We start from the raw sequence: 18,794 nt of genomic DNA, 5'->3' as shown, positions 1-18,794 counted from the left end.
CTCTCAACGTGGTCGCCGCTGGTCGCGGGTGGGGAACGGGTGGCCGGTGTTGCCGGACGAGTCCTGGTACCAGTACGCGACCGAGGAGACGTCGTCCGAGCGCTCGACGAGGTCGGGACCGACCTGTCCGATCTGCTGCACGGTGACGCGGAGGTCCGTGTGGAAGTAGACAGGGTCGGGTTCGTGCCATCGGTACATGCCGTGCACCGGAGCCATCGCAGTGGCGTACACCGCCTGCTGGGATTCGTCGCGCGTGGTGTACGTCGGGTAGCCCACATACGGTGCGCTGTAGGTGAGAACCCGGGGCTCCACCTCGGACGACAGACGGTCCTGGAACGCCCAGGCCCCGCCGTAGTAGTCCTCGAGGCCGGTACCGCAGATCGTCGGGTACTCTGTGTCGCCGTCGACATAGAACTTCATCTCGCCCTCGCCCCACCAGTAGCGCTCCAGCGCGACGATGGTCAGGTACGAGCCGAGATAGATCCCGCGTCCGGTGATGCCGTCGATCAGCGTGTAGTCCTCGGCGATGCGGGTCGGATTCTCGCGCCGGAACTCCGCGTGGAATCGCAGTTCGGGCACGGCGGCGGGCTCAGGGATCTCGATCCAGTCGATCTGGAAGAAGAACCCTTCGACATCCACCGGATGCTGGTTCTCGACGGTGATCCGTGCGCCGCCGCGGAACGGCATACGGAAGTAGGAGTTCATGCCGCTGGTGGGCGCGACCAGCACCTGCGACGAGGCGACGAGGCTGCGCTGGCCGTTCCCGTTGCAGAAGAAGTCGCCGAGGGGCACCTCGACCGAGGGGACGTCGGATCCATCCCAGTACATGCGCAACACCAGGTCGCGCAGCACGAAGCCGACGGCGCGGGTGTGGGGGGTCACGGTGAACCAGATGTGACGGATCTCCCCCGCCCCGGCAGCGTCGGCCAACGTCACCGTTTCACCCGCAGGAATGGTCAGGCAAGGTGCGCCCTTGCGCCCCGGACCGAGTGCGGATGCCGCCGTGCCCCCGCCACCTCGCTCAGCGGTGCGATTCTCCGCGGTGAAAGAACGTGATCGGTCGCCGCGGTCGAGCGCCCGCACGGCATCGTGCAGGAATGAATCATTCATCGGTCCTCCTCGGGACGCGCTTGCAGGGAGTGGATGAGGCCGGAGCCGACGTCGACGGCGCCCTCCTCTACGAACACAGCGATCTGGTCGCCGGTCAGGTCGTAGCCGCGGTAGGTGATCGCCTTCTCCCCATCGACGTACACCCTGGTCACCTCGCCGTCGAACTCGATCGAGAGGGTGACGTCGTCGTTCTCGAGCACGAACGGTCGCACGTCGAAGGGGGCGTCGGCCCCGAACCTGCCGAGGCGATCGATGCGCACGTGCCGGAGCGCCGGTTCGACGCTGACGGAGTAACCGTGCCGCCGGTCATCGTCGGTGCGGAGCTCGACCCCGAAGACCTTCGTCCCGCGTGCGGGGGTGAGCGTGAGATCGACGACGCCGGCGTGCGGGAGGGTGCCGAGAGAGTGGGTCGTGTAGCCGTGGGCGGAGGCGATGCGCACGGCATCGAGGGTCGTTGCGGGCGCATCTGCACGCGCGATCAGCGCGTCTCTGGCCCGCTGCACCGGGTGCACTAGAAGACGTCCGTCCGGGGCCGGTGTGAGCTCGTGCATCACGAGGTCTCCACCCCAGAGCCACGGGGCGCCGTCCTTGCCCGCGGTGTAGTTGGGACACCAGCCGACCAGGTACCGTCGATCGCCGTCGGACATCGTCTTGGCGGCGTAGAGGCCGAGGCCGTCGAGCTCGTCGTCGTCGGGCGCGGTCCATGGGCCCGCGAGCGTGGGGGCGGTTCGGTAGCGGGTGACGGTGCGATCGGTCAGGGTCGAGTAGACGAGGTACCAGCGGCCGCCCATGCGGAACAAGTCGGGGCACTCGTGCATCGAGAACAGGCCGGGGGCCCACAGCGGCTCGGCGGGAGTCCACTGCTCGCCGTCGGGAGAGATGGCCTGCGCGGTCACCCCACGGCGGTGCGCCGGTCCCTCGATGCTCTGCGCGGCGATGAGCATGCGGAAGCAGTCGGCGTCGTCGTCCCAGAATACGAAGGGGTCGCGCCACTCGTGCCGGTCGTATCTCGATTCGTCGGCGACGAGGGCGAAGGACGCGTCTTTCGTCCAGGAGATCAGGTCGGGGCTCGTCGCGCGGAGGATCGTCTGGTGCCGCCCGCCCTTCTCGAGCTGCCAGCCACTGAATCCCGTGTAATAGGCGTGGAACTGCTCCCCCACGCGCACGATGCTTCCGGTGGCCGTGGAGTGATCGGCGTCACGCACCCCGCCGCGGGTCAAGGCGACTCCGACCTCGTCGAACTCCACGAGGTCGTCGGTGGCGAGGTGCCACCAGTCGGTCTCGATCCGGTCGTGCGTGTCGTCGGCGTACCGCTTGAGGTAGAACACGTGGAACGTGCCGTCCCAGAAGAAGGGGATGGTGTCGCCGACGCGGGCGTGCGGCGGCTTGAAGGTGCGAGGCATCGCGGGGCTTCCTGAGATGAGGTCGGGAGGGTGCCGGTGGCGGCGCGACGGCGCCGCCACCGGTGAGTCCTCAGTCGCGCGGGCGGATGTTCGCCAGCACCACGACGGTGCTCGACACGCCGGACGACAGAGTCGCGTACGGGTCGTCCTCGCTCGGCCAGCCCACGAAGTTGGTGCTGTTGTAGGCACCCCACTCCGGGCCGGGGAAGAGCGGGATGGTGGGCGCGGACTCCGAGTAGACGGCCTGCAGCTGGTCCATGACGGCTGCCTGCTCCTCGTCGCTGGTGGCCGCGGCGAACTGGTCGAGCAGCTGGTCGGCCTCTTCGCTGCAGTAGCGCTGGAAGTTCTGCGTCGCCTCCTCGCCCACGGGTTTCACTGTGCGGCACGACATCGCACTGCGGTAGTACTCGTAGGGTGTGACACCCGCGCCACTCCAGGCGATATTGCCTTGGAACGTGCCGCCGAACAGCGCCTGGTTGATCTGCGACCAGTCCTGCACCTTGAGCGGAGCGCTGATGCCGAGCTCGGTCATGTTGTCGGAGATCACCTGGGCGACCGCGATCCAGTCGGTCGATGCAGAACCGACGCCGATGCTGAACTCGACCGGATTGTCGTCCGGGGTAACGCGCATGCCGTCGGCGCCGCGTTCGTAACCGGACGAGTCGAGTAGTGCATTCGCGGCATCCACGTCATAGGTAGTCCAGTCGCACTGCGACACCAAGGCGTCGTCGCGCCAGGTGTCATAGGCGTCGCTCAGGCCGGTGCAGTCGGAGGGGTGCGTGTAGCCGTTCATGCCCTTGGCGACGACGGCCTCGCGGTCGATGCCCATGCTGATTGCCTTGCGGAGGTTTACGTCGTCGTAGGGAGCCTGGGTGGTGTTCAGGGTCAGTCCGATCGTGGAGCCTACGGCCGGGAACCAATAACCACGGTGCTCGGGATCGACATCCACGTAGGTCTTCTGGATGTCCTGGATGAAGCCGAGGCCGAAGTCGATGTCACCGTTGATCGCGGCGATGTTCGCCGCGTCGTTGCCGCCGTACGCGATCACACGGATGCCCGTGTAGTCCGCCTTGTCCTTCTGCCAGTAGTGCGGGTTACGGAGCAGGTCGAAGGACTGCGCGGAGAAGTTGGCGACCTCGGTGAACGGTCCCGAGGCGACGGGGTCGGAGTTCTGGAACTTCGCCGGGTCGTCGACGTCCTTCCAGATGTGTTCGGGAACGATCAGCTGCACCCCCAGTTCGTACAGACCTGGCGTGTAGGGGCGGTTGAACGCGAAGGCGACCGTCGCGTCATCGGGCGTGGCGACCGACTCGACGTACTCGTAGGTCGACTCGCCGAGCACCTCGCGGGCGAGGTCAAAGGAGTACGCCACGTCCTCCGACGTGAGCTCCTCGCCGTCGGACCAGGTGAGGTCGTCGTTGAGCGTGAAGGTGAGCGTGAGCCCGTCATCACTCCACTCGTACCCGGAGGCGAGCCAGGGGACGATCTCGCCCTTGGCGAGGTTCGTCACCATCATCGACTCGTAGACGGCGTTCTTCGACATTGCGACCGCGGTCGGCGAGAAGGGATTGAAGTTCTGCACGAACGACGCGTTGCCGATCGCGGCGACGCGGAGCATGTCGGACTTCGCACCGGACTCGGCCGGAGCGCAGCCCGACAGCGCCATGGCGGCCGCGCCGACCACGGCGGTAGCGCCAACTAACGCGCGCCAGAAACGGCGCGAACGAGAATCAGACATGATTTCCTTTCATCTTTGAACAGGACTGTTCGGGTGTCGAAACGGATGCCCGCATCGGGCGGGAACCCTGCGGGTCAGGTCGGGGTCGAGACCGAATTCCGCACGATGGGCGGACAGGCCACACTCACGTGGGACGGCGGCTCGCCGTCGGCGGCGTTCATGAGCAGCTCCGCGCCCCGCTCCCCCATCTCGCGGAAGGGCAGGGCGACGGAGGAGAGACCGGGACGCAGCGATCCGGCGATGATCTCCTGGTTGTCGAAGCCGACGATCGAGATGTCTTCGGGGATGCGGAGACCCAGCTCCCTCGCGGCCTCGTACGCGCCCATCGCGATGCGGTCGTTGGCGCAGAACAGTCCGTCGATGTCGCCATCGCGCAGCAGCTCGATCGCGACCCGGTAGCCGTCTTCGGCCTCGGGGCCGGACCGGACCATGAGCGCGGGGTCGATGGTGATGCCCGCGTGCGCCATGGCGCGGCGGTAGCCGGCCTCGCGACCTTCGGCGGCCACGAGATCGCCCGGCAGATTGATGAACGCCACCCGGCGACGCCGCGCCTCGAGCAGCATCGACGTCGCGGAATAGCCACCGTTCTCCTCGTCGGGAAGGACCGTCGAATAGCGTCCGAGCGGGTCGAAGCAGTGGACGAGGACGACAGGAACCCCGTCGAGGGAGGCGGGCAGGTCGATGGGCCGGTTCCAGGTGGTGGCGACGATGATGCCGCCGACGCGGTGCTCGAGCATCATCTCGATCGACCGGGCGTCCGGACGCTCGATGTGCGCCGCACCGGCGATGATGAGCGACTTGCCGTGGCGCCAGAACCAGTCCTGCGCCCCGGCGATCAGATCGCCGCCGAAGGGAGTCGAGACGATGTCGGTCACGAGACCGAACAGGTCGGTGCGCTGTCCGGCGAGCGCCCTGGCGCCGGCGTTCGGGCGATACCCGAGTTCGGCCGCCCGCTCCCGCACGCGGTCACGGGTCTCGGCGGAGACCTGGTTCTCATCGTTGAACGCGAAGGACACCGCCGAGCGGGAGAGACCGAGATCTCTGGCTACGTCACTCATAGTGACGGGTCGCTTCGTCATCATTGACCTTCTGTCGCGCGTTAGTACTTGTGAGCACCCAAACTAACGCGCGACAGAACGGGTGTCAAGCTTTCTCGATGGCGAGAGGATCAGATCGACGCTCGAAGCACCGGCGGGCACCGGACCAGCGTCGGGTTCGCCACGCCCGCCTCGTCGAGCCCGAGGAGCACTCGGACCCCGGCCGCCCCCATCTCGTAGTGCGGCAGCGCGACCGTGGAGAGCGCCGGACGCAGATGCGCCGCGATCACGTCCTGATTGTCGAAGCCGATGACGGCCATGTCCTCGGGAATGCGCAGACCCTGCTCTCGCAGCCCGTCGTACACGCCCATGGCGACACGGTCATTGTGGCAGAACACCGCCGTGGCCCCCGATGCGATGATCTGCGGAGTCGCACGGTATCCCCCCTCCTGCTCCGGGGACGCCCGGAACACCAGGGCGTCGTCGAGGTCGATGCCGGCGGCGCTCAGCGCCTCCCGATATCCGGCCAGCCGACCGGTCCGCGCGGGCGATGGCGTCGTGGTGTTCACGAACGCGATCCGCCGATGCCCGGCCGCGATGAGCTCGTCGGTGGCCGTGCGCCCGCCTTGCACCTCGTCGGGAACGACAGCGGGCAGCCCGCTGTCGGGCGCGAAGCAGTCGACGAGCACCGAGTCCGTCTGATGGAGGGCCGCAGGCACCGGGATCTCGCGGTGGTACCAGCTGGAGTAGAGGATGCCGCGCACCTGATGCTCGAGCATCATCGCGATCGCATCGTTCTCGACGTCGACGTTGCCGTCGGTGTTGGCCACGAGCAGCACGAACCCGTGCCGCCACGCCTCGTCTTGCGCGCCGTGGATGATCTGCCCCGCGAAGGGAGTGGTGGCGATCTGGTCGGCCACGAGTCCGATGAATCGCGACGTGCCCTGGGAGAGGGTCTTCGCGAGTGCGTTGGGACGATACCCGAGCGCGGCGACGGCATCCTGCACACGCCGACGCGCGTCCTCTCCGATCCGTGCGCCCGGCTTGTCATTGATGACGTGCGAGACCGTGGCGATCGAGACACCCGCGACTTTGGCGACGTCTCGCATCGTGACGTTCGGCGGGTGCGCGCCGTTCCCTGCGGTACTCATCCCTTGGTGGCTCCACTCTCGAGGCCCTGGATCATCGCCTTGTTGAGGACGAGGAAGACGAGCAGCAACGGCGTCACCGAGACGCAGACCGCCGCGAAGGTCGCCGTCCAGTCCGTATTGCCCATTGCTCCAATGTAGTTCTGCAGGCCGAGCGGGATCGTTTTCAGCCCGTCGGAGAGCACGAAGGTGTTCGCGAAGATGAAGTCGTTCCAGATGAAGATGCTGTTCACGAGCACGACCGTGATGATCGTGTTGACCGACAGCGGTGAGGTGATCGTGAGGAAGATGCGGTACGGGCCCGCTCCGTCCAGCGAGGCCGCTTCGTACGTCTCTCGAGGGATGTACTCGTAGAACGACGAGAACAGGTACACCGCCATCGGAAGGGCGAAGGCGGCCAGCGGGATGATCATCGAGAGGTGGGTGTCCAGCAGCCCCACCTGCGAGTAGTCGATGAACAGGGGTACCAGCGCGATCTGTACGGGCACGATGATCCCGAGGAGGAACAGTGCGCGGACCATGCCGCTGAATCGGAAGCCGAGCACCTGCAGCGCGAAGGCGGCCATCATGCCGGCGACGACGATGAGGACGCTGGATCCGAGCGTGACGATCAGGCTGTTCACGATGTTCAACCCGAGGTTGCCGGTGGCGAATGCACGCCCGTAGTTCTCGAGCGTGAACTCGGACGGTAGGGCGAACGGGTTGCCGCCGGCGAAGTCCGCCGCGGTTCGGAAGCTCGTCAGGAACAGCCAGGCGAGCGGATAGATCTGCACGAGCACGATCAGCACGATCGTGACCGTGAGCAGTGTGCGCTGAGCGCGCAGTCGCGACGACCCGCGCCGTCGGAACGGCGGCCTTGACGGCGACGAGGGTGCCGTCGCCAGGGGCGAGAGGGTGGCGGTGGAGGTCATGAGCGATCCTTCCGGCGCAGCACGAGCAGGATGAGTCCGACTGCGACGAGGCACTCGATGACGATGAACACCGAGATCGCACTGGCGTAGCCGTAATCGGTGTGCACGAACGCGGTCTTGTACATGTACGTGGTCAGCAACTCGGATGCCTGACCCGGCCCGCCCCCGGTGAGCAGATACGGGATGTCGAAGCCGCGGAGCGCGAACGTCGTGGCCATGATGGTCGTCGTGATCCACACGGGCCGGATGTAGGGGAACCGGATCCGCCAGAACACCTGCCACCAGGAGGCGCCGTCCAGACGCGCTGCCTCCTCGAGCTCGCGAGGCACCGCCATCAGCGCCGCGTAGATGATCAGCATGTACAGACCGGTGAAGCGCCAGCCCTCGGGGATCGACACCGCGGCGAGCACAGTCTGCACGTTCGACAACCACGCCGTCTGCAGACCCTCGAGTCCAATCCACGCCAGAGCCTGGTTCAGCAGGCCCACCGGCTCCAGCGAATAGATCCGCTGGAAGAGGATGGCGATGGCCACCGTGGAGATGATGGCAGGCAGGAGATAGATCGTCTTGACGAGCTCCCGCGCTTTCGGAAGCGCGGTGAGCAGTCCGGCGACGATGAGGGCGCCGCCGAGCTGCAGCACGAGGCAGATCACGAGGTACCCGACCGCGTTCCCGAAGGCCGTCCAGAAGACGTCGTCACGCGTGAGCATCTTCACGTAGTTGTCGAAGCCTACGAAGGCCATGTCGGTGATGCCGTCCCACCGGAAGAAGCTCAGGACGAGGGACTGCACGATCGGCAGCAGCACGGCGACGCCGTACAGCAGCAGCGGCGGGACGAGGAACACGAGGACCGAGAGCGTCGACCGGCGAGGGAGCATGGCCCCCGACATCGGCCGGCGCCGCGACTGCCCGGACGGTCGCGGGCGAGCCGCGACCGTCCCCGCCGGGAGGACATCAGCCATCACTGTTCTCCACGAGCGCCTTGTCCATGGTCTCGATGAACTGGTCCGGTGTGATCTCTCCCTGCACAAGCAGGGTGAGTTCCTGCTGGAGCCGCGTGTTCGTGGCCGGATCCAGCTGAGTGTCCCACGGCATGGCGATCGCCTCGCCGACACCGTCAGCCTGCTCCACGGCCCGGCCGTAGAGGGAGGTCGCGGTGTCGGGGACGGTCGTGGCAGCCGAGGACGTCGGCGACAGCGCGCCCGTCGAGGCATAGAGCTCCGGGTACCGCTCCAGCGCGAAGGCGAGAAAATCCCGCACCAGGGGGTCGTAGGTCTTGGCGTTCACCGCCATGCCGATGCCGGAGGGCGTGACGTACTCGTTGTCGGCTGTCGCCGCATCGTCGATCGTCGGGAGTGTGAAGTAGTCCACGTCATCACGGACGCCGGGATCGAGGGCGTCGGTAGCGAGGTTGCCGAGCTCCCAGGTGCCGATGTTGTACACGGCGGCTGAACCCGAGGTGAATTGGGCCTGTGCGTCGGCGTAGCCCGTCGCGGAGAAGCCCTCTGAGAAGCATCCGGCCTGCCCGAGCGAGTACAGCCATTCGGCCGCGGCGCGCCCGGCGGGGTCGGAGAACGAGGCATCCCCGTTCTTGAGGTCCTGCACGTACTCAGGCCCTGCCATGCGGAACGGGTAGTAGGCCATGTACCGCTCGAGCGGCCACTGGTCCTGGCCGTCCAGTGCGATGGGAGTGACGCCAGCGGTGCGCAGGTCCTTGCACATCTGCGGGAAGTCGTCGAGGGTGGCGGGCACTGTCACGCCTGCTTCTTCGAACAGGGCCTTGTTGTACCAGAAGAACTCCAGCTGGAATTCGAACGGCACCATGTAGAGGGAACCGTCGTCGAACCGCTGGTAGTTCAGCGCCGCCGGGCGGTAGTCGTCGGTCAGGCCGAGGTCGTCGAGGAGGAGATCGATGTCGACCATCCGCCCCTGTTCGGCGAGCTTCTGGGCGAAGGGTGTCGCATCGGTGTCGAAAAGCTCTGGGAGCTTGTTCGCCGCGGCGAGCGTTTCGTACTTCTGGATGTACGAAGGACGATCCGGCGTCGTGATGAGGTTGAGCGCGAATCCGGGGTGGTCCTCGGCGTACTCGTCCGCGATCGTCTCCATCGTGGTGATGACGCCGCCGTCCGCCGGACGAGAGAGCAGCCAGGATATCTCGCGGGGGACGACCTCCCCCTCGGGGTCGACGTCGGTCGGGTCGGCGGCTGGTGATGCTCCTCCGCAGGCGGTGAGCACCAGCGCGGTCGTCGCGGCGGCCGCAACAAGCGCGATCCTGCGTGCGGGTCGAATCATGGTGAATCTCCTTCGATGTCCATAGGTGTGGGTGGGGGGATGCTCAGACGTTCGTTGTGAGGAGGCCGGGCTGTCGCGCTTCGACGGGAGAGCGATCACGCGTGCGTCGGGTGAACTCGAGCACGGTGATCTCTCCCTCGCCGACGAACGCGCCGACTCGACCTGTCGGGTGGTCGTAGAGCCGCGTACTCAGGACCGTCGAATCATCGACGGTCGCAACGCAGAGCTCGCCGTCGACGATCACCTCGAGCTCGTGCTCACCCGCAGCGAGATCCACAGGTCGCTCGAGCTCGATCACGAAGGGCACATCTCCGGAGATCTGCCACTGCTCGGTTCCGGTGGAGCGACGCGGCCATCGGTCGAAGACGAGGCGGTTGCGCTGCGGCTCGAGCCGGAGGCTATACCCGGACTCGCCGTCATCGCCGACCCGGAGCACGATGCCGCACTCTCGTGTGCCGGATCCGATCTCGAACCGTGCGACGAGACGGAACGCCTCTTCGGAGATCTCCTCGCTGAGGACCTGCGCGTACCCGTCGGGGGCGCTCAGCGTCGTGCGGGCCGGAAGCGCGGTGTTCGGTGTGCCGAACGTCTGACGCAGCTCGCGCGTCGGGTGGAAGGCGAGCGTGCCGTCGGCGCGCTGCTCGGCTTCGATAACCGACATCGTGCCCGCCCACTGCCAGGCACCGTCATCGGTGCCGCCCTCACGAGTCGCGATCCATCCGAAGAAGAAGCGTCGATCGCCCCGCGCGGCGGACTTCGCCGCGTAGAACGCGCGCGAGTCGAGGGTGTCGTGCTCAGGGACGATCCAGGGCCCGTCGAGGCTGCGCGCCATGCGGTAACGGGTAGTGAAAGCGTCACTGAACTCCGACGAGACGAGGTACCACCAGTCTCCCCACTGGAAGACCTCCGGGCACTCGTGGGCGACATACCGTCGCGGGTCCCAGAACGGCGGGGCGGGTTCCCAGAGCGCGAGGTCGTGGGAGACGCACTGCGCGACGACACCTCGTCGTCGTGCGGGCCCGCGGTCGTGCCGGGCGGTGATCAGCATCCGCCAGAGACCGGCGCTCTCATCGCGGAAGACGAACGGGTCACGCCAATCGGCGGTCTCGTAGCCGGCGGTTGCACCGAAGGTGTGCTCCGGATGCCGCTGCCACGAGGCCATGTTGTCGTGGCTCGTAGCGTGGAGGATCAATTGCAGAGGAAGCCCGTCGCGGCCGCGTCGGTCGGGGTTCTGCCCGGTGTAGAAGGCATGATGCACGCCTTCGCCGTCGCGGACAATGCTGCCCGTGTAGACATTGAAGTCGTCTGCGGCGGCACCGCCAGAGGCGATCACCTCGCCGTGCTCGGCGAAATCGACGAGGTTCTCCGTCGAGATGCGGTGCCACGGCATGCCCTGCTTCGGCAACTGCCGCGTCTCGTGCAGGTAGAACAGGTGGAGCACGCCGTCCTCCTGCCAGGGGATAACGTCCCCCACCCATCCGTTCTCCGGCTGATAGAACCCTCGCTGGCTCAATTCCCGTCCAATCTCCTATGGTTAATCGGTTACGCAGAGCATAGAACGGACTCGCACCGCTGGTCAAGCGGTTAATCATTCCATCTGGCGCTCTGCCCAGGGTTCGATCTCGTTGATGGGGCGTCACCGCGGCTCAAGCCCGACGAACACCGAAGGCCCGCTTCCCTGTGCTGCGAAGGGAGCCGGGTCTTCGCGGCGGTGAGACCTGAAGCCCGGATTGAAAGCAGGTGCAAGTTCACCGCGGTACTCCGGATGCTAGATCGTCGAGACGTGCACCAGAAATGCACCACGCCCCACCCCGGATACGGAAAAACCCCCGATTTCTCGGGGGTTTCCATGGCGGTGACGGTGGGATTTGAACCCACGGTAGGGATTAACCTACACAACATTTCGAGTGTTGCACCTTCGGCCGCTCGGACACGTCACCGCGGACTAGCTTACGATAACCCGCGCCACTGCGCGAATCGGCGGCATCCTCGGTCGAGATCCTGATCTTCGGACGAGACCCGGGGTCTGCACGGGGGTCTCGCTCGGGACGGCAGGTCTCGGCAGCATAGGCCGACTGACGCAGGGGGGGTTCAGACGGCAGCGAGGCGCAGGGAACATGACCCCGGCTGCGTGGCAACCCGTCCCGCTTTTACCCGACCCGCCCCGGGGCAGCCGCGTGGCAGCCTGGTTAGGATGGCCTAAGGCATCGGCACGGAGGGGACGCAATGGGCTTCATCACATCGGAGGCGCTCGCAGAGACCGGCTACGTGGTACTCGACGACCACGACCAGGCATCCGACCCCGCCGAGTGGCTCGATCTCGAGTACATCGGGTGGCGCTCGTCCGGCGTCACGCGCTTCGCTCCCCTGGCGAGCTACGCGGGCGAGATCGAGTGCAACGGCTTCTGGAACCACACCCCGCCCCGCACCGACAAGGACGGCGTGTGGGTGGAGTCGCAGGTCGCGATCGCCCCGACCCTGCAGCGCCGCGCCCTCGAGCCCGGCGCCGGCGTAGGCCGCTGCCGCGTGATCGAGCTGCAGCCCAACGAGTACGCGGATGCCGTCTACAACCTGCACCAGGACGACAACAACCGCCTCAACGAAGACGGCACCGGGTGGGTCGTGCGCGGCTACTACAACCTCTCCGACGACACCGACTCGCTGCTCCTGCTGCGCTCCGATCGCTTCGACCCCGCGACCGAGATCCGCCTGCCACTGCGCAAGGGCTCGCGCATCATCGTCGACACGCAGCGCTTCTGGCACGCGGTCTGGCACCGCGGCACCGCACCGCGCTACGCACTGATCACGTCATGGACGTCCGGCCCCGAGCTCGACGCGTACATCGAAGCCAACCACGGTGATCCACGCCCCGCGACCGTCGACCTCGACCCACAACTCGTCGACGACGCGCAGGTCGAACTGCACCGACGCATCGAGGAGCGCCGCCGCGCGTTCGAGGCTCAGGGGATCGTGATGGAGCCGCGCGCAGACCTCAACGTCTGACCCCCGTCCTCACCTGGGCACCCAGTCGGATCGCAGACCCGACACACCGGACGGAACGACGGATGCCACGGCGCGCCGCTTCCGGCATCCGAAGCCGTGCCAGGGCGGAAAGACGCCCCTGGCACCCAGATCACAGGCTGACTACACCGAGACGGTGCGGCCGTCTTCGAGCCTGACGACCCGGTCGACGGTTCCCGCAGGTGGAGCGACGTGCGAGATCAGCAGTACCGACTGCTCCCCCGCCGCCTGCAGCAGATCACGCAGCAGAGCATCGGATGCGTCCGGATCGACTCCCGCCGTCGGCTCGTCGAGCACGAGCACCGGGAAGCCGCGCAGCAGTGCACGAGCGAGAGCGATGCGCTGCGCCTGACCGCCCGACACGAGGCCGCCACGGTCACCGACTCGCGCGTCCAGTCCCCCACGCTCGCGCACCCACGAGCCGAGTCCGACTCTGTCGAGCGCGGCGAGCAGCTCATCGTCGGTCGCCGAATCACGGGCGAACAGCAGATTCTGTCTGATGTCCTCATCGAACAGCTGCGGACTCTGCTCGCACAGCCCGATCGTGCGGCGCAGCGCAGGGCCGGAGAGCACCGACGCGTCCATGCCACCGACGGAATACTCACCCTCGACCCGCAGGAATCCGACGAGCGCTGCGGCCAGCGAGCTCTTCCCGGCACCGCTCGGCCCCGACACGAGCACACGTTCACCCGGATGCAGATCGAGGTCGACTCCGCGCAGGGCGGGCGTCCCGCCCGGCCACCACGCCTGCACATCACGCAGCCGCAGCGCGGGAACGCCGTCGATCTCGGCATCGTCACCATCGTCGGACCGCAACTCGGAGGGCACCTCGGAAGGAAGCACGTCGTCGATGCGCTCGGCGCTCGACCGCACACTGCGCCAGGATGCCGCGGCGATCGGCACGGCGCCGAACACCTCGAACACGACCATGGGCACCAGCACGGCGACGGCCAGCCACGGGCCGTCGATCGCGCCGGTCTGCAGGCCCGGCGCCGCGACAGCCAGCGCCCAGACCGATGCAGCGCCCGCCACCGCAGAGACGACCCCCGCCGCGATCGCCTGCGCCAGCGACGCTGTGCCGACGGCCCGGCGGAGCTCGGCATCCGCCTGCCGCACCCGCTCGCGGGCCTGCGGCTCTGCTCCGTAGGCGAGCAGCACGTCGAGCGAGCCGAAGTAGTCGGTGAGCGCCGCCGACAGGTCGCCTCGACGACGCGAGACAGCGGCCTCGGCGCGCGACCCGAACAGCCACCCGAGGCCGATCGCCGCGGCTGCCGCGATCACCAGACAGGCGGCCAGGGTCAGGGCAGCCGGCACCGACACGAACAGCAAGAATCCGACGGCCCCCAGCGCGACGAGCCCCGACACGGCGAGGGGCTGCACCACCCGCAGGGGCAGGTTCTGCAGGTTCTCGACATCGTCGATCAGCGCCGACAGCACCCGGCCGTGATCGGTGCGACCGAGGCCGGCGGGAGAGAGCGGGGTGAGGCGCCGCACCATGTCGGCGCGCGTGGATGCGAGCTGCCGCAGCGCCGCGTCGTGTCCGCTCAGCCGTTCGAGGTAGCGGGTGACGGCCCGCGAGACCGCGAAGAACCGCACGCCCACGACCGCGATCGACAGCGGCACGAGCGAGTCGACGATCGAGGCGCTGACGATGAGCCACCCGCTGACGGCGAGCAGGCTCACCGCGGCCCCCGCCGACAGGAAGCCCCAGATCGCGCCCGGGAGGAATCGACGAAGCGGCGGTTGCGCGAGACGCAGGATGCCGCGCACACGCGCCGCGGAGCTGGCGCCGCTCACACGCTCACCCCCAGCTCGACGACCTGATCGGCCACGTCCCGTGCCGACCGACGGTGCGAGACGAGCAGCACCGTCGCCCCGGCATCCGCACGTGCTCGCAGCGAGTGCCAGAGGCGCTGCTCGGTCTCCGGGTCCAAGGCGCTGGAGGGCTCGTCGAGCGCCAGCACGGCGTCGGGGCGCTGCGCCTGGCGATACAGCGCCCGCGCGACCGCGACCCGCTGCGCCTGTCCCCCCGAGAGCCCACTGCCCTGCACGCCCAACTCGAGCGCAGGGTCGAGGTCGTTCGCGCACGCGTCGTCCAGGGCACGGCGGATGCCATCGGCCATCGGCGCCTGATCGCCCAACGCCACATTCGCGGCGATCGTGCCTCGGCTCAGCTGAGGGCGCTGCCCGCTCCACGCCAGCCACTCCGACGGCGCCAGATGTCGCACATCCACGCCTCCGACCACGGCCGTGCCCTCGAACTCGACGGCACCGCGCAGGGCGGCCAGCAGACTCGACTTGCCTGCGCCGCTCGGCCCCTCGATCAGAGTGATGGTTCCGGGCGTCGCGGCGAACGACACCGGCGGCAGATCGCGCACGCGCAGACCGGAGATTACGAGGTCTTGCGCGTTGCCCGTTCGCAATTCAGGAAGAGCACCCGAATCGTGCCCCTCCGCCCCCGCCCTGATCCGCTCCGCGGCGTTCGTTCCTGAGTTGTGAACACCGGCCGACCGAGAGTCCACCCGAGCCCCGGCCGCGTCGAGCACCTCGAACACATCCTCGGTCGCCGCAACCCCCTCGGCTGCCGCATGGAACTGCACTCCGACCTGGCGGATCGGCAGGAAGGCCTCGGGCGCGAGCAGCAGCACGAACAGTCCGACCTCGAGAGACAGATCACCCGAGAGCAGGCGGAATCCGACCGCCACCGCGATCAGAGCCACCGCGATCGAAGCCAGCAACTCCATCGAGAAGCCCGAGAGGAACGAGAACCTCAACACCTTCATGGTCTCGCGGCGGTAGTCGTCAGCCGTCTGCTCGATCTGCGCAGCGGCGCGGCGCTCTCGTCCGAAGAGGCGCAGCGTCGAGAGGCCCTGCACGGTGTCGGCGAAGCGCGCGGCGAGCCGCTGCAGCGTCTGCCACTGCTTGCGCTGCACCGTGCGGGTGGCGATGCCGATGAGGATCAGGAACAGAGGGATCAGCGGCAGCGTGATGACCGCGGTCAGCCCGCTCGGCCAGTCCTGCCACCACATGACCGCCACCAGCACCGGCGTCGCGATGACCGTGAGCACGAGCTGCGGGATGTATCGGGCGAAGTACGCGTCGAGCGCTTCGAGCCCATGCCCCGCCGTCACGGCGAGCCCCGCCTGGTTGCGCTGGGCGAGCCACCCCGGCCCGAGGCGACCGACTGCCGTGATCAGTGCCGTGCGCAGCTGCAGACCGGTCTTCGCCGCAGCACGGGTTCCGGCGGCGTCCGATGCCGCGATCAGCACGCCCCGAAGCCCCGCGAGACCGAGCAGCCACAGCAGCGAGGTGGCGACATCGCGCCCGGCGAGCGCGCCGGTGACGGCATCCGTCAGCATCCAGGCGAACGCGATCGTCACCGCCGTCTGAGCGACACCGATCAGGGCCGAAGCCAGCAGGAATCCGCGCGCCGCGGCGGCATACCGCAGCAGTCGAGGGTCGACGGGCTTCATCGCGCCATCTCCGCAGCGATGGCCCGACAGGTCGCTCCGGTCGCAGTTCGTGCCGCTCCCCGATCAGGAAGGCGGCACGAACTGCGACCGGAGCAGAAGCCGTGTCTCACGCGTGTGCCGGAGCCCCCTCGATCGAGCTGCGAGTGACGCGCTTGCGGAAGATCCAGTACGTCCACGTCTGGTACGCGAGCACCAGGGGCAGGGCGATCAGGGCGGTCCAGCTCATGATGGTCAGCGTATACGGCGTGCTCGATGCGTTCTCGATCGTGAGGCTGAAGGCCGGGTCGATCGTCGACGGCATGACGTAGGGGAACAGCGCTGCGAACAGCATCACGACGGCGGATGCCACGGTCACAGCGCCCGCCGCGAACGCCCGCCCGTCGCGGCCGCGCATCGAGAAGAGCACCGACGCCACGAGCGCGAGCGCTGCGACGAGACCGCATCCGACCACCATCAGCATCAGTGGGGCTTCACGGCCCCAGGCGATGCCGATGGTCCAGATCACGGTGCCGGCGGCGGCGAGCACCGTGGGTCCGGCGGCGAGCTTCACCAGGCGACGAGCATCCGCGTGCACCTGCCCGTCGGTCTTGAGCGAGACGAACAGCACGCCGTGCAGGAAGAAGAGCAGCAGCGTCGTGACGCCGACGAGCAGCGAATAGGGGTTGAGCAGGGCGAAGAAGCCGCCGACGTAGATGTGGCTCTCGTCGATCGCCACCCCCTGCACGATGTTGCCGAAGGCGACGCCCCAGAGCAGCGCCGGCACGGCCGAGCCGATCACGATCATCCGGTCGAAGCCGCGCTTCCACTGCGCGCTCTCGCGCTGGTGCCGGTACTCGAACGAGACGCCGCGCAGAATCAGCGCGAGCAGGATCAGCAGCAGCGGCAGGTAGAACCCGCTGAACAGCGTCGCGTACCACTCGGGGAACGACGCGAACAGGCAGGCACCGGCGACGATGACCCAGGTCTCGTTGAGATCCCAGATCGGACCGATCGTGTTGATCACTTGGCGACGCGAGACGTCGTTCTTGCCGAGGAACGGCAGCGACATGCCCACACCGAAATCGAACCCGTCGAGCACGAAGTAGCCGACGAAGAGGAAGGCGACGATCCAGAACCACATGTATTCCATGACTGATCCCTTTCTCAGTACACGACCGACGGCAGCTGGGCCGTCTCCTCGTGGGGCTGCTCTTCGGTGTCAGGGCCCTTCTGGGCCGCTCTGATGATGAGGCGGATCTCGACCACGGCGAGCGCGGCGTAGATCGCGGTGAAGGCGATCAGCGAGATGAGGACTTCGACGCCGCTGACTCCCGGCGAGACGCCGTCTTGGGTGGTCATCAGGCCGAACACGATCCAGGGCTGTCTGCCCATCTCGGTGAAGACCCAGCCCATGATGTTGGCGACGAGCGCGAGCGGGAACGACCAGATCGCGAGCTTCCACATCCACGGGGCCGGCGGGTTCTTGGCGCCCTTGCGGGTGACCCACAGTCCGACTACGGCGACGAGGGCCGCGGCCATGCCGAGGCCGATCATCCAGCGGAACGCCCAGTACGTGACCCAGAGGATCGGGGCGAACTCGGTGAGGCCGGTGTCGGCGAAGGTCGTGGCGTATTCGGCGTTGAGGTCGTTGATGCCGTGCACGCAGGAGTCGAGCGTGTGGGTCGACAGCAGCGAGAGCAGATACGGCACCCGGATGCTGAACAGCTCGGAGCTGCCGTCCGGGGTGCCGAGGGTGAACAGGCTGAACGACGCGTCATAGCCGCAGACCGTGTCGAAGGTCGCTTCGGCCGCGGCCATCTTCATGGGCTGCGCCGCGTACATCGCGAGGCCCAGCTGGTCACCGGTGAGCACGACTCCGGCGGTCGAGACGATCATCGCCCACAGGCCGAACTTGAGCGAGATGCGCATGGTGTCGAAGTGCTGTCCGCGGGCGAGGTGCCAAGCCGAGACCGAGATCACGACACCGGCGGCGAACATCAGCGCACCGAAGATCGTGTGCGGGAACGCGGCGAGCGCGACCGGGTTCGTCAGCAGCGCCCAGAAGTCGGTGAGCTCGGCGCGGTTCGTCTCGGGATTGAAGACGTATCCGACCGGGTTCTGCATGAACGCGTTCGCGGCGATGATGAAGTACGCCGAGAGGATGCTGCCGATCGAGACGCACCAGATGGTGGCCAGGTGCAGCTTCTGCGGGAGCTTGTCCCAGCCGAAGATCCAGAGGCCGATGAAAGTCGCCTCGAAGAAGAAGGCGAGCAGACCCTCGAAGGCCAGCGGGGCGCCGAAGACGTCGCCGACGAAGCGGGAGTAGTCCGACCAGTTCATGCCGAACTGGAACTCCTGCACGATGCCGGTCACGACGCCCATGGCGAAGTTGATCAGGAAGATCTTGCCGAAGAACCGAGTGAGGTGCAGGTACTGCACCTTGCCGGTGCGCACCCACGCGGTCTGGAAGATCGCGGCGACGAGCGCCATGCCGATCGTCAGGGGCACGAACAGGTAGTGGTAGACGGTCGTCAGACCGAACTGCCATCGAGACAGGACCAGCGGGTCTAGCCATTCCATGAGCCACTCCTTCTTCCGTGCCCTGGTTCTTGTGCGCCGGATGCCACGCTAACGACGAGCCCGCTGCCCCCGATGGGCCGCCGACCGTGAATAAGACAGATG

At 67.3% G+C, this 18,794-nt stretch carries 14 protein-coding genes and 1 tRNA gene; 1 reads left to right on the top strand and 14 read right to left on the bottom strand.

Annotation, left to right across the window (positions count from 1 at the left end):
• Window positions 1–3: 3 nt before the first annotated feature.
• The 10 genes from QMA07_RS12165 to QMA07_RS12120 form a co-directional block, all read right to left on the bottom strand.
• On the bottom strand, window positions 4–1,110 hold the full coding sequence (locus QMA07_RS12165; RefSeq protein WP_290162198.1) for a glycoside hydrolase family 172 protein: 1,107 nt from the start codon (window positions 1,108–1,110) through the stop codon (window positions 4–6).
• Window positions 1,107–2,513 (bottom strand): family 43 glycosylhydrolase, encoded by a 1,407-nt coding sequence (locus QMA07_RS12160; protein ID WP_290162196.1) that lies wholly within the window; start codon window positions 2,511–2,513, stop codon window positions 1,107–1,109. Before QMA07_RS12160 ends, QMA07_RS12165 begins: the two co-directional genes overlap by 4 nt.
• A gap of 70 nt (window positions 2,514–2,583) precedes the next feature.
• The gene (locus QMA07_RS12155; RefSeq protein ID WP_290162194.1) at window positions 2,584–4,197 is read right to left on the bottom strand and encodes an ABC transporter substrate-binding protein; all 1,614 of its coding nucleotides are present in this window, start codon (window positions 4,195–4,197) and stop codon (window positions 2,584–2,586) included.
• A gap of 128 nt (window positions 4,198–4,325) precedes the next feature.
• Complete coding sequence (locus tag QMA07_RS12150; RefSeq protein WP_290162192.1) at window positions 4,326–5,309, bottom strand: LacI family DNA-binding transcriptional regulator; 984 nt, start codon at window positions 5,307–5,309, stop codon at window positions 4,326–4,328.
• Between the two features lie 110 nt (window positions 5,310–5,419).
• On the bottom strand, window positions 5,420–6,439 hold the full coding sequence (locus QMA07_RS12145) for a LacI family DNA-binding transcriptional regulator (RefSeq protein ID WP_290162190.1): 1,020 nt from the start codon (window positions 6,437–6,439) through the stop codon (window positions 5,420–5,422).
• On the bottom strand, window positions 6,436–7,347 hold the full coding sequence (locus tag QMA07_RS12140) for a carbohydrate ABC transporter permease (RefSeq protein WP_290162189.1): 912 nt from the start codon (window positions 7,345–7,347) through the stop codon (window positions 6,436–6,438). Before QMA07_RS12140 ends, QMA07_RS12145 begins: the two co-directional genes overlap by 4 nt.
• Window positions 7,344–8,225, bottom strand: a complete 882-nt coding sequence (locus QMA07_RS12135) for a sugar ABC transporter permease (RefSeq protein WP_290162420.1) — start codon at window positions 8,223–8,225, stop codon at window positions 7,344–7,346. The genes QMA07_RS12140 and QMA07_RS12135 overlap by 4 nt, the downstream gene beginning before the upstream one ends.
• A gap of 76 nt (window positions 8,226–8,301) precedes the next feature.
• Entirely contained in the window at window positions 8,302–9,639 is a 1,338-nt protein-coding gene (locus tag QMA07_RS12130) for an extracellular solute-binding protein (RefSeq protein ID WP_290162187.1), read from the bottom strand.
• A gap of 43 nt (window positions 9,640–9,682) precedes the next feature.
• On the bottom strand, window positions 9,683–11,152 hold the full coding sequence (locus tag QMA07_RS12125) for a GH32 C-terminal domain-containing protein (RefSeq protein ID WP_290162185.1): 1,470 nt from the start codon (window positions 11,150–11,152) through the stop codon (window positions 9,683–9,685).
• 337 nt (window positions 11,153–11,489) lie between these two features.
• Window positions 11,490–11,579 (bottom strand) — tRNA-Ser (locus tag QMA07_RS12120).
• A gap of 286 nt (window positions 11,580–11,865) precedes the next feature.
• On the opposite strand from QMA07_RS12120, the gene QMA07_RS12115 reads away from it, so the two are divergent.
• Window positions 11,866–12,642, top strand: a complete 777-nt coding sequence (locus QMA07_RS12115; RefSeq protein ID WP_290162183.1) for a hypothetical protein — start codon at window positions 11,866–11,868, stop codon at window positions 12,640–12,642.
• A 141-nt stretch (window positions 12,643–12,783) separates the two neighbouring features.
• Here the strand turns inward: QMA07_RS12115 and cydC are convergent, their stop codons facing one another.
• The 4 genes from cydC to QMA07_RS12095 all read right to left on the bottom strand — a co-directional run bounded on the left by cydC (window position 12,784) and on the right by QMA07_RS12095 (window position 18,692).
• Window positions 12,784–14,457: a thiol reductant ABC exporter subunit CydC gene (gene cydC, locus QMA07_RS12110; protein ID WP_290162180.1), complete on the bottom strand. Its 1,674-nt coding sequence runs from the start codon at window positions 14,455–14,457 to the stop codon at window positions 12,784–12,786.
• Window positions 14,454–16,133 carry a thiol reductant ABC exporter subunit CydD gene (gene cydD, locus QMA07_RS12105; protein ID WP_290162178.1) on the bottom strand — a complete coding sequence of 560 codons (1,680 nt, stop codon included), beginning with the start codon at window positions 16,131–16,133 and terminating at the stop codon, window positions 14,454–14,456. The genes cydC and cydD overlap by 4 nt, the downstream gene beginning before the upstream one ends.
• Before the next feature lie 106 nt (window positions 16,134–16,239).
• On the bottom strand, window positions 16,240–17,262 hold the full coding sequence (gene cydB / locus QMA07_RS12100) for a cytochrome d ubiquinol oxidase subunit II (protein WP_290162177.1): 1,023 nt from the start codon (window positions 17,260–17,262) through the stop codon (window positions 16,240–16,242).
• A 14-nt stretch (window positions 17,263–17,276) separates the two neighbouring features.
• The gene (locus tag QMA07_RS12095) at window positions 17,277–18,692 is read right to left on the bottom strand and encodes a cytochrome ubiquinol oxidase subunit I (protein WP_290162175.1); all 1,416 of its coding nucleotides are present in this window, start codon (window positions 18,690–18,692) and stop codon (window positions 17,277–17,279) included.
• Between the last annotated feature and the right edge of the window lie 102 nt (window positions 18,693–18,794).

Origin of the sequence: Microbacterium sp. APC 3901 (assembly GCF_030407765.1) — a bacterium.
Taxonomy (GTDB): Bacteria; Actinomycetota; Actinomycetes; order Actinomycetales; family Microbacteriaceae; genus Microbacterium.
This window is presented reverse-complemented; position numbering and strand designations above follow the sequence as displayed.